We start from the raw sequence: 12,630 nt of genomic DNA on the forward strand, positions 1-12,630 counted from the left end.
TCGCATGAAATTTGACATGCGAGCCTTGTGTTTGTTTCCATTAGTAAAACACTTTTGCGTGAAGCACATCCAGAGCATGGTTGATTTCTTCCAGCTCTTCTTCAGAAGCATCCTTTATCCGTTGCAAGAAACGGGCTTCTATGCGTTTAAAAGCTTCGTCCATTATGGCTTCCCCCTTTCTGGAAAGGTGGACATATTGCTTTCGTCGATCTTCGACAACGGTACGTTTTTCGCATAAATTTTTTTCGCTTAGTTTTTTCAGTTCACGACTCGTGTTCGGCATAGACATATGCTGACAATCACTAATTTGACTAAGGGTAACGGGCTGACTAACTGCTATATATTCAAGGATACTATATTGAAGGGGGGTAATGTCATCAGGTTTAACATCTTTTGTGATTTCATGCGTCACTTGATGAACAGCGGTAGTAAAGGCCACAAATTTCTGAAAAAAAGCTTTTTTGTCCACAGGGATCACCTCTTATTGACACGATAACAAAACGATTATCATAAAACAATTATCATTTGACAATTAAAAACGCAACGTGGTACGATTTTGTTATCAAATGATAAGCAAAGAGAGTGATACAATGAAAACGCTGGTTATTTATACGCATCCTAATCATCAGAGCCTAAGTTATGCATTTTTGCAAAAAGTCATCCAAGGAGGCAGGGAGAACCCTACTATCTCAGAGATTAAGGTGCTGGATTTGTATGAGGAGAAGTTTAATCCCGTCTTGGTTTTCAATGAGAAAAAACGCAGACGGGATATGCACGCTGATCCTCAACTTGAAAAATATCGAGAACAAATTATTTGGGCCGATAAAATCGTTTTTGTGTATCCGATCTGGTGGGGGCGACCTCCAGCTATGCTCATGGGGTATATAGACCAAATGTTTGCTTCAGACTTTGCCTACAAAGATAAGGGTGGACTTATGCCTGAAGGACTGTTGAAAGGAAAGTCAGTTGTTTGTATTTCAACGATGAAAGGTCCGACATATTATCCTTTGTTCTGGCTGAATAACGCACACAAAGTATTAATGAAGAAAGCCTTATTTCGTTATGTTGGCATAAAAAAAGTGAAGTTTTTTGAATTTGGGAACATGGAAAGTCCAAAAGGAAGACACGACAAAAAGCTCAATAAAATATATCGTTATTTCAAAATAATAGATTGTTAAAGAATTACTAAGGCGTAATAGGCAGCAGCCTATACCAATCAAACCTTCCTTACATATGCTAATTCGGCAACTTAATGAGAGACCATCTGACGATTGCTGCACAGCTTGTCAAAGCAGCTAAGGCGGGCGATAGTCAGGCTGCGGCAGACGCAGAGAAAAGATGGGCCAATGCGGATGAAATCGCCACCTTCCTCAACCACATCAATCCAAACTGGTCTAAGGAAGACCTGACAAGCATGCTATACGAGCATATTTCCCTATGTATTTACAAAGTAGGGTATTCTTTTTCTTTACAGAATTCTGTTTCAGGAGTATATTTGTATTTGGATATAATGTCCTCGTTAGGTGAGGTTCCTATACAAACACAGGCCACTGCCGAGAAACATCGAAAGATGCCAATCGGTAGAGCAGGGATCGTCGGATTAAGGCGTTCTTTAAGGTGGCTGAGAACCAATTTTCTCTACGTTGTATAGTGCCAAAGCTTTACTAGGGGGAGCAACAATACCTATATGTATTGTTATTCGTGCTGCCCTCTCACACTGAGAAGGGTTTTTTATTTTTAAAGGGGGATACTGGAAATGGATAGTAGTAGTCGACTTATGTTTGAACAACTAAAGCGTAGTATACGTATCTTATGTAATGGGAAAGCAAGATTTCTCTTTTCTTTTCACATTCCCTTTTTTGCTATTATTTCCGTATCCACCCACAAAACTGGATATGATATTAGCTAAATTCATGTGAAAGGTAAAAATTAGAAATCTGTTTCATTCAAGCTCTCCTAACATAAGGAGAGCTTTTTTATGCTGTTTATCGACAGGAGGGAGTTACTATGAAAATAAATTTATTCTCTTCACTTGAAGAAAATAAAAAGTTCGGTTGGGCAGATTTACTCGTTATTACTGCCATTTTTTCCGTTCTGTTTTCTGTTTTAAAATTGGGGGCCGGAATGCGTGTCCCTTTCTCAACCATACAACATCCTAAAATTAATTTGGACCCGAGTTATCTGCCCTATTATGCAGGCAGATCATTGCTTCGAATGTTTATCGCCTTTGCAGCTTCTTTATTGTTTACTTTCATTTATGGACGGATTGCAGCATTCAACCGGACGGCTGAAAAAATTATGATTCCTGCGATTGATATTTTGCAGTCCGTACCGGTACTTGGTTTCTTATCTGTGACCGTGATTGGGTTTATGTCACTCTTTCCAGGCAGTTTATTAGGTGTAGAGTGTGCTTCTATCTTTGCAATATTTACTGGGCAAGTTTGGAATATGACGTTTAGCTTTTATCATTCATTATCTACGATCCCTCACGATCTTCAAGAAGCAGCAAAAATAAATAAATTAGGTAGTTGGGCACGCTTCACCAAGCTGGAAGTTCCTTATTCGATGATTGGACTTGTTTGGAACAGCATGATGTCATTTGGAGGAGGATGGTTTTTCCTCGCTGCTAGCGAATCGATCACCGTCCTGAATCAAGATATTCACCTCCCTGGAATAGGATCATATATGGCAACTGCGGTCGATCAGGGGAATATTCTTGCAATTTTTTATGCCATCCTCACCATGATCATCATGATTCTCGTAGTCGATCAATTATTCTGGCGTCCACTCGTAGCTTGGTCACAAAAATTTAAAAACGAACAAACAGAGGCGAATGACATTACAACTTCCTGGTTATATAACATCATCCGCCGTGCGAGATTTTTACAATATATCATGCGTACGTGTAAATCGTATATTCATAACTGGATTGTCAGGATTACAGCAAAAACAAAAAAAGTAAAGCGGCAGCAAAAACAACTTTCAAAGCTTACACCAATGATCAAATGGCTAATTGGCATAGTGGTAGGCATTTTTATTGCAAAGTACGTGTACGAAGGAATCTTGGAAATCAGTAAGCTATCTGTATCGGAGCTTCTAAAAATCATATGGTTCGGACTATTAACAGCAGGCCGTGTGTTCGTTGCAACTCTGTTAGGAATCTTATGGACCTTGCCTGTAGGCGTCATGATTGGCTTTCATCCGAAGCTCGCACGGATCGCCCAACCCATTGTGCAGATCTTAGCTTCTTTCCCGGCCAATATGACATTTCCATTTTTGACGATTCTCTATATCAAATATGGAATCAATATGGAAATAGGCGCGATTCCACTAATGATGCTCGGAACCCAATGGTACATTTTGTTTAATGTTATTGCAGGAGCGATGGCAATTCCATCTGATTTACGTGAGGCTTCTAAAATTTTACGACTAACGCAACTGCAAACATGGAAAAGACTGATTCTTCCTGGCGTATTCCCTTATGTAATTACAGGGGGAATTACAGCAAGCGGTGGAGCTTGGAATGCAAGTATTGTTTCAGAAATGGTTTCATGGAAAGATCATACTTTACAAGCAACCGGTTTAGGCTCCTTTATCACTCAGGCTACAACCAACGGAAATTGGCCACAAATCATCTGGGGAATTATGGTGATGGCCGTTTTGGTTGTGGTTATAAACCGTCTTTTCTGGAGAAAACTTTATACGCTAGCCGAAAAGAAATATCACATTGGATAGGGTGAGGCACATGAAAAATATATTGGTTGATGTAAATCAAGTGACAAAAAAATATGATGTATCTAACAAAGCAAATGTAACGATCTTAGAAAATATCAACCTTAAGATTGCTGAAGGTGAATTTGTATCCATTCTTGGACCATCTGGTTCAGGGAAATCAACATTACTTCGAATCATTGCCGGATTGATTGCTCCTACACAAGGTTCTGTTTCGTATAACGGTGTACCAATCCAAGGAACAAACCCAGGTGTTAGCATGGTATTTCAGTCGTTTGCCCTTTTTCCGTGGTTGACTGTATTAGAGAATGTAAAGGTAGGGCTCGAAAATAAGTCTCTACTTGACGAAGAAAAGGAACGAAAGGCCCTAGAGATCATTGATATGGTGGGATTGGATGGCTTTAAAGGTGCTTATCCGAAGGAACTGTCCGGTGGGATGAGGCAGAGGGTTGGGATCGGTCGTGCTTTGGCGATGGAACCAGATATTTTACTCATGGATGAACCTTTCTCAGCTTTGGATGTATTGACTGCGGAAAATTTGAAACGGGATTTGCTCGAACTTTGGATGGAGAAAAAAATTCCAACCAAATCCATTATCATGGTGACTCATAGTATTGAGGAAGCTGTATATATGTCCGATCGAGCTGTCGTACTATCTCGTGATCCTGCACGAATCATTGTGGATATCCCAATCACATTACGTCATTGGAGAGAAAAGCAAGATCCACGCTTTACCGAATTAGTTGATAAAATTTATTCGATCTTAACACACAGAGAGACTAAGTCCGTCATTGTTTCTGACACGCAGAAAAAGAAACTACAACCGATCCCTGAAGCTCCCTCTGGTGCGCTTACCGGATTTATCGAGTTATTGGATGATTTGGGAAACAAAGCTGACCTGTATAAATTAGCCGATCAATTCAGTTTAAACCTAGAAGATTTTTTACATATTGTTGAAGCGACAAGGTTACTGGGGTTGGCAAATGTTCAACAGGGGGATATTGATTTGACTCCTACTGGTCATCAATTTGCAGAGGCAAACGTATTAGAACGTAAAGATATTTTTAAACAGCAGGTACTTGAACATGTACCTATGATGGAAAAGATTTTATGGACTCTCCAATCAAAGTCTAACAATAAAATGCCGAGAGAATTTTTCAATGAGATTTATAAACAGCACTTTGGTGCAGAAGAAGCCGAACATCAATTGGATATCACCATTGATTGGGGACGTTATGCAGAGTTATTTGCTTATGAAGAAGCGACAAAACAATTGTTCCTTGAACCAGAGGAATCACAAGAAGAATAAGAAATATCCATCATGCCCACTCCTATCTGTACTGGTTCATTTGTAGAGAATTATATCTTTTATAGTTGTCAGTTTATTCTTTATAATAAAGCATAGTCTTTATGACTTACAACTTTAATACAGGGGGAACTACACATGTCCGTTATCGTACGACCAGTTGAGCAAAGCGATAAACAAGAAGTAATCACCTTAATGTACGAATACATTGTAGACTTTTATCAAAGACCGCGACCATCCACTGACAAAGTCCAGCGCTTATTTGACACACTGCTCGAAAAAAATCTCGGTATTCAGTTTGTCGCCGAACAAGAGGGAAAACCTGTCGGATTTGCTACTTTATATTTTACGTTTAGTACAACTAGGGCTGATAAAATAACGGTAATGAATGATCTTTATGTTGTCGAAGAAGCAAGAGGGAGTGGTGTCGCACAAGAGTTATTTCAAGCGTGCGAAACTTTCACGAAAGATCATGGATATGCCTATATGTCATGGATAACCGCTACAGATAATTATCGTGCGCAGCGTTTTTATGAGAAGATGGGTGGAACCCGTGGAGATTGGCTGAATTATTCCATTTAAGCAGTAGTGCATCAGAAAAGTCAAAGAACCGATTTTGTTGGTTCTTTGACTTTTTTTAGTTGTCGAATCAAAGTTATATCCACCAAGGAAGTGGTTACTCTTTAGGAATTAAGAAAAATTTAATAAAAAATATCGGTTTATTTAAGAATTATACTATATGATCAATTTGCTATTTGATTACTTTGAACAAACAGGTTCAAGAAAGAAAAGAGGAAGCAGAAAAAACACAACGGGAGGGGATTTGCTTATTGATGCTAATGATACCTATGTACAGCATAAACAATAACAAAGATTGAAATTGCGACATACGCGAGTAACTGTTTCGTTGACTTATCCAATTTATCGTCCTTCAGAAGATTTATACATATTATCAGTAATCACTCCAAATCACTCTGTAGTCTCTTTATAACGTTACCTTAAACACAAAAACATTTAAAATTTATCCAATTATCAATCTATTGTGTTAATCTTTTATTTTTATCTCATAAAATTATGATACTAGTCTTAAATATACTATATAAATGAGGTTAAGGAAAATGAGGATGAATAACAAAGTTGTATTAACAGCCATCCCCTTATTGGCGAGCGTTGCTTTATTTTCCGGTTGTTCAAACGCAACAGCCCCAAATAGTTCAGGAGGTCATAAGTCCCGAACTGTTCCCATAGTTGCTTCTATAGTAAAAATGAGTCCTGTTGGTGGCGATCTAGTGCTGACTGGACAATTAACAGCAAGCTTACAGACGAAAGTAGTCTCTAAACTCAGCGGAAAAGTGTCAAAGGTGTACGTGCAAACGGGTGATATTGTTTCTGCTGGTGAAAAACTCGTTGTAATTGATACAACGGATTTACAATCTCAGCTTGCCCAACAAAAAGCAGCTGTAAAAACGGCGCAAGATCAGGTAGCAAAAGCTCGATCAGATGCTAGAAACAGCTCCATTACAGCTAATTCTTCTGTAGATACGGCTAAATCCAATGTAGACCAAGCAACAGCAACCTTACAGCAAGCGCAAGTAAAACTACACCAGCAGCAAACCTTATTTGCTTCTGGTGCGATCCCTAAGCAAAACGTAAACGATGCACAGGATGCAGTTACGAATGCACAATTAAAGGTTGCTTCCGCACAGCAAGCCTTACAAGCGGCACAAGCAACTTATCAGATCGCCGCACCAGGCGGAAATTCTGATGCTCAGAAGTCTATTAGAATCGCTGAAGATCAACTGGCACAAGCGGAAGCTAGCGTTTCCTCTATTCAAACACAAATCAGTGAAGCAGCGGTGACATCACCTATTTCGGGTATTGTGGCTTCTCGTGATGTTGAAGTGGGTGGCTTTGCGAGTGGCTCACAATCCGTGGTTACGCTTGTGCAGAACAATCCCATTAAAGTGGTGGTGAATGTTCCTGAAACTGTAATTAATGAAATTAAGGTAGGTTCCCCTGTAAAGGTTAGCGTTTCTGCCGCAGGAAATAAAACCTTTGATGCAAAAATATCTAGAATCAGTCCTGTAGAAGATACAAATTCTAAATCCTATCCGGTAGAAGTAAACGTGAATAATTCAACGGGTGTGTTAAAGCCAGGCATGGTTGCTCAAGCCACAATCGGAGGTTTATCTAAGCACGATGCGATCCAAGTTCCTGCTGATTCTATTGTACAAACTCCAGATGGTCCCGAGATCTTTACAATTGAGAACGGCATTGCTCATCAGCATCTAGTTAAAGAAGGCACCATTAGCTCCAATACCATTGAAATTGTTAGTGGTTTAAAATCGGGTGATAAGATTGCTATTTTAGGTCAGGAACTCTTGAACGAAGGTTCTAAAGTGAAAGAGGTATCAAAAGATCAACTTAACGCTGAATTCACGAAACCAAGTAAAAAATCAGGATCTCATTCTAAACATCAACAGTCTTCAGGTGGAAGCCAATGAAAATAGCAAATTTCTCTGTCGACCGTCCGGTTACCATTTCAATGATTATGGTTGTACTTGTTTTGTTAGGTGTTATTGCGATGCCTATGCTAAAGGTAGACTTGTATCCGAACTTGAGCATTCCAGTGGCAGTGGTGTCAACTACCTGGAACGGCTCTTCACCTGACGAGGTCGAGCAACAGATCTCCAAACCGATTGAATCGGCAATGGCGACCGTTCCCGGTGTTTCGGAGGTAGACTCTACCTCTAGCCAAAACTCATCTCGGGTAACAGTACGATTTAACTTCGGTGAAAATCTAGACCAAGCAACTCTATCTATGCGCGATAAACTAGATAAAGTACGCAAGCAACTTCCTGCGGATGCCGATCAACCTACCGTTACGAAAGTTGATCCTAACAGCTCACCTATTATGACGATTGCGTTATCAGGTTCCATGAGTGCTGTTGAGTTAAAACGTTTAGCTTCTGACGTAGTACAACAGCGTTTATCAACCGTTGATGGAGTTGCTTCTGTGTCCGTCACAGGTGGGCAAAATCGGGAGATAGATGTTCTCCTGGATCCCGAGAAGATGCAAGCCTATGGTTTATCGACAAACCAAGTGAGTCAAGCCCTGCAAGGGGATAACATCAATGCTGACGGTGGTTTAATCAGCCAGGGGAAAAAGCAAGTTACCCTGCACATGAATGGTCAATTTATAAACCCTCAGGATATTGGAAATGTTCCGATCAAATTAAGTAACGGCAGTAGTATTTTTATTCGTGATATCGCTACGATAAATGATACATTTGCGGATGTTACTCAGCTATCACGCACAAATGGAATGCCGAGTGTAAGCTTAGATATTTTGAAATCTCCTGACGGTAATACTGTGCAAGTTTCTAAGAATGTTCAAAGTATGATAACGACCATTGAAAAATCGTTGCCTAAATCCGTGAAGTTAACGGTTGTTTCGGATCAAGCTAAGTATATTCAAACTTCGATTAATACCGTTATCGATCATACCCTTGCAGGTGCAGGATTATCTGTTATTATCTTGTATCTATTCTTGCAGAGGCTGAGAACGACCCTGATCATCGGTATTGTTATTCCGATTTCAATTATAAGTACCTTTAGTTTAATGTACTTTACAGGTCAAACCATTAATACCGTTACTCTTGGTGGTTTGGCGTTAGGTATGGGTTCATTGGTAGACTTTGCGGTCGTTGTGATCGAAAGTATTTTCCGTTATAGTAGTAAAGGTCTCTCGCCTATAGAATCGGCAAAATTAGGTACCTCTGAAGTGGGTACCGCCGTAATGGCTTCTGCCCTTTCCCAGATTTGCGTATTTGCTCCAGTTGCATTTACACAAGGTATGGCGACGCAATTGTTCGGGCCTTTAGCACTAACGGTTGTTTTCTCTCATATTGCTGCATTATTTGGCGCTGTTACCCTTGTTCCGATGCTTTCATCTAAGTGGTTAAAAGGGGTTGGAGAACATGACCGTAGTAAGTTAAAACCCGTGGCTCTATTCCAGGATTTTATGAAGGCTTTAACACGTGGTTATAGCCGATTATTAAAATGGTCATTAGGTCACCGTAAAACGGTCATTATCTTTACCTTGATTATGTTCGGTGCATCCACCTCTCTTGTACCGTTGATCGGCTTTGAATTAACTCCAAATTCTGACCAAGGTCAATTTAAGGCAAACATTAGGGTGGCAACCAATACGAAGCTCGAAGAAACGAACAAAGTAGCAGCTGCTGTCGAAAGAGTTATTGAATCAGAACCTGAAGTCACAACAGTCTTTACACAAGTAGGTACAGGAGGGGGAGGATCCTTTGCGAATGTGTCGACGGATCGCGCCTCAATACAAGCCAATTTAAAACCACTAGCGCAAAGAACGAGATCGACGGATCAGGTAGTTGAAGACGTTCGGAATAAGGTAGCCAATATTCCAGGTGCTAAAATTACGATTTCCGCTGCTTCTAATTCTCTATCCTTCGGTCATGGTGGTTCGGGCGTAGATATCGATATTTCCGGTGATAATACGAAGGTGCTGCAAAAGTTAGCTACGTTGGTTGAAAATACGGTTTCAACGATTCCAGGCATCAGAAATCTTCAAAACTCTTTAGATCAGCAAGTTCCACAGTTCCAAATTACTATGGATCGGCAAAAAGCAGCCCAGTATGGATTATCGATTTCACAGATCGTATCTCAAATGCGCGACGCATACAAAGGTAATATCGCTACACAATTCCATACGTTAGATAGTTCTGTTAATGTTATTGTCAAATATCCAAAGGAGTTTACTTCTAATATTACCAACCTGTCTCGTGTAATGATTTCTACATCATCAGGTGCTCAAATTGCTCTTTCTGATGTTGCTAATGTTAGTCCAACTGTTGGACCGTCACAAATAAGTAGGACCAATCAAGTTAGAACGATTACGGTCTCTGGAGATTTATTTAATGCGAATGCAGGTGTCACACAACAGCAAATTGCCGCAAAGATTGCTCAACTGCCTGTTCCTGATGGGTATACGATTTCTCAGGGTGGGCAGGCTAAAGATTTGAACCAATCGTTCTCTAGTTTAGGGTTGGTATTGCCATTAGCGATTATTTTGGTTTATATCGTAATGGCAAGTCAGTTTGAATCTTTGTTCAGTCCGTTTATCATTATGTTCTCTTTACCACCTACGTTTATCGGCGCTGCCATTGGATTGGTTGTAACCGGTCGCTCCCTTAGTATTAACGCGATTATCGGGATTATTATGCTAGTCGGTATCGTAGTGAACAATGCAATTGTATTGGTTGACTATACGAACCAGTTAAGAAAAGGAGGCTTAAACCTTAGAGAAGCTCTCCTAGAAGCGGGTCCAGTACGTTTGCGGCCAATCTTAATGACAACTGCAACAACCGTACTAGCTATGTTTCCACTTGTACTTGGGTTTGGAGAGGGCGCTGAGGCACAAGCACCGATGGCTACTGTCGTTGCGTTTGGACTAACTTTCTCAACTTTAGTTACGTTGATTCTTATCCCCGTGGTCTATACAATCTTTGATGATTTGGGAAATAGAATCAACAGAAAAGCAAGCAGAGAGCCAGAGGTTCAAGAAGTCAGTTCCATGTAATAATCCATTTAGTAAAAACCGTCACCGAATGGTGTCGGTTTTTCTCTGTGGTTGTTTAGGTTTATATTGTTTATAGAAGAAAAAAAGGAGGGGATGATGATGTCAAACAAGTTAGATCAATCACCACCTGCTAGATATTTATCTATTGCCGGTTTGATTTTATTTTTACTCCTCACTGGAATCTACATGTATTTGCTTCATATTGGTGCCGCAAAAGAATGGCTTGCTTCCATCCGTCATCTAGGTGTTTCGGGTATCGTGTTAGGTATTTTCATTCAAACTATTGTCAACGCCTTACCGGTTCCTGGTGAGTTTGTCTCTCTTTTTCTGATCGAAGTGTACGGAGCAGTTGCAGGTGGCTTTTATTCCTGGGTAGGAGGGATAACAGGTGCGGTCCTTGCCTACTACCTAAGCAACTGGATCGCTCGTCCGCTTATTGAACCATTGGCAAAACCTTACCTGGAGAAAGTAAATCAATGGCTCCAAAGACAAGGGGCTATCGGACTTTTATTTATGCGTTTTGTACCGCTTGTTCCGTATCACTTCATCAATTATGCGGCAGGTTTATTGCAAGTGAATAGAGCAGCGTTTATCTGGACGACGGTAGTAGGAATTCTCCCTTATACGATCATGATGAGCAGCCTGTTTGCAGGGTTACGTTATGGAAAGTCCATTCCTTTTATTGTTGGCGCCGTACTCTTTATTTTGTCATCCATTGTAAGCATCGTCCTTCGTAAGAAAACGAAGTAATCTTGTAACAACATAATAAAGGGGAACAAGTTAAACAATAAAAGCCGGTTTTTTCTTATCCTAGGAAAAATCGGCTTTTTGTTTCAATGAAATGTATTAACGTATGTTTCCGCAAAAATATCTTAGTAACTCCCCCTACATGAAGCCTTTTTCTATGATAGAATTCTAAGTATCGATAATTTATTATTATCGATACTTATCTAAAAAGCACGAAAGAAGGGGAATCATGACTCATTCATCGCCCAGCGTGCGGCCTTCTACTACTCTTGTAGATACAAAACTACAGCAACTCATTCAGGACGCTCGCTCACATATCGATCACGCTCGGTCCGATAATACACGACGTGCGTATGATTCCGACTGGCGCAGCTTCGAAAACTGGTGTGCAGCCTACGAACTCGATTCACTTCCGGCAGAGGCAGCCACTGTCATTTTGTACATAACAGACCTGGCGAACGATGGGTACAAGTTCAGTACAATTCGGCGCCACGTGTCTTCGATTTCGATTCGGCATAAACTCATGCAGCATCCATCTCCTGCCCGTGATATTCATGTCATCGCTGCTCTTGACGGCATCGCTCGCAAAATCGGAAAAATGAGCACACCAAAGAGAGCGGCTGAACTTGACTACATCGCGATGATGGTAGATGCCATTGATACAAGTCGCTTACTTGGCTTGCGAGATAAAGCGATGATCCTACTTGGATTCGCTACAGCATCACGCCGCTCCGAACTAGTCAGGTTAACTACGAAAGATATTGAACGAAAAGCAAGGGGGATTGTCGTCACGATTCACGCGCACAAAACAAACGAAATTTTGCGCAAGGGGATTGTTGCGGTTCATAGTGACTACTGCCCGATTCGAGCGCTTGATGAGTGGATAGAGGCATCGGGGATTACATCTGGTCCATTATTCCGGGCTGTAAATCGGTATGGGCATATAGCGGACACGGCTCTTACGCCACAAGTCGTCGCTAAAGTTGTGAAGCGTGCAGCAGAGGCAGCAGGTCTGAATCCAGATGAGTTTGCCGGGCATAGTCTGCGTTCCGGTATCGTCACGACATCCGGACAAAAAGGCTTCAACATTCAGGCTGGCATGAAACAGACCGGGCATAAAACGCCTGGGATGGTAATGCGCTATCAGCAGGAAGGGCAAATTTTTGACAATAATATTTCCAGTATGCTGGGGGATTTGTGAAATATAACCACAAGAGATTGTAAACAGAAA

9 protein-coding genes and 1 riboswitch are annotated in these 12,630 nt (G+C 40.8%); of the genes, 8 read left to right on the plus strand and 1 reads right to left on the minus strand.

Annotated elements, in window-relative coordinates; all coding sequences use genetic code 11:
- Nucleotides 1–40 precede the first annotated feature (40 nt).
- Nucleotides 41–469, minus strand: coding sequence for a MarR family winged helix-turn-helix transcriptional regulator (locus tag CB4_RS12900; RefSeq protein WP_096466194.1), 429 nt, complete (start codon nt 467–469; stop codon nt 41–43).
- Between the two features lie 121 nt (nt 470–590).
- Here CB4_RS12900 and CB4_RS12905 point away from each other — a divergent pair, with 121 nt between their 5' ends.
- The 8 genes from CB4_RS12905 to CB4_RS12945 all read left to right on the plus strand — a co-directional run bounded on the left by CB4_RS12905 (nt 591) and on the right by CB4_RS12945 (nt 12,600).
- Entirely contained in the window at nt 591–1,178 is a 588-nt protein-coding gene (locus CB4_RS12905; protein WP_096466195.1) for an NAD(P)H-dependent oxidoreductase, read from the plus strand.
- 330 nt (nt 1,179–1,508) lie between these two features.
- Nucleotides 1,509–1,679, plus strand: a riboswitch (M-box (ykoK) riboswitch).
- Between the two features lie 328 nt (nt 1,680–2,007).
- Nucleotides 2,008–3,735, plus strand: a complete 1,728-nt coding sequence (locus CB4_RS12915; protein WP_096466196.1) for an ABC transporter permease — start codon at nt 2,008–2,010, stop codon at nt 3,733–3,735.
- Between the two features lie 10 nt (nt 3,736–3,745).
- Nucleotides 3,746–5,041, plus strand: coding sequence for an ABC transporter ATP-binding protein (locus CB4_RS12920; protein WP_096466197.1), 1,296 nt, complete (start codon nt 3,746–3,748; stop codon nt 5,039–5,041).
- Between the two features lie 135 nt (nt 5,042–5,176).
- Nucleotides 5,177–5,620 carry a GNAT family N-acetyltransferase gene (locus tag CB4_RS12925; RefSeq protein WP_096466198.1) on the plus strand — a complete coding sequence of 148 codons (444 nt, stop codon included), beginning with the start codon at nt 5,177–5,179 and terminating at the stop codon, nt 5,618–5,620.
- Between the two features lie 542 nt (nt 5,621–6,162).
- On the plus strand, nt 6,163–7,542 hold the full coding sequence (locus CB4_RS12930; protein ID WP_157737971.1) for an efflux RND transporter periplasmic adaptor subunit: 1,380 nt from the start codon (nt 6,163–6,165) through the stop codon (nt 7,540–7,542).
- Nucleotides 7,539–10,652 carry an efflux RND transporter permease subunit gene (locus tag CB4_RS12935; RefSeq protein WP_096466200.1) on the plus strand — a complete coding sequence of 1,038 codons (3,114 nt, stop codon included), beginning with the start codon at nt 7,539–7,541 and terminating at the stop codon, nt 10,650–10,652. Before CB4_RS12930 ends, CB4_RS12935 begins: the two co-directional genes overlap by 4 nt.
- Before the next feature lie 99 nt (nt 10,653–10,751).
- Nucleotides 10,752–11,402 (plus strand): TVP38/TMEM64 family protein, encoded by a 651-nt coding sequence (locus CB4_RS12940; RefSeq protein ID WP_157737972.1) that lies wholly within the window; start codon nt 10,752–10,754, stop codon nt 11,400–11,402.
- Between the two features lie 226 nt (nt 11,403–11,628).
- Nucleotides 11,629–12,600 (plus strand): site-specific integrase, encoded by a 972-nt coding sequence (locus CB4_RS12945; RefSeq protein WP_096466202.1) that lies wholly within the window; start codon nt 11,629–11,631, stop codon nt 12,598–12,600.
- Nucleotides 12,601–12,630 lie beyond the last annotated feature (30 nt).

The sequence above is a fragment of the Aneurinibacillus soli genome (assembly GCF_002355375.1).
Taxonomy (GTDB): Bacteria; Bacillota; Bacilli; order Aneurinibacillales; family Aneurinibacillaceae; genus Aneurinibacillus; species Aneurinibacillus soli.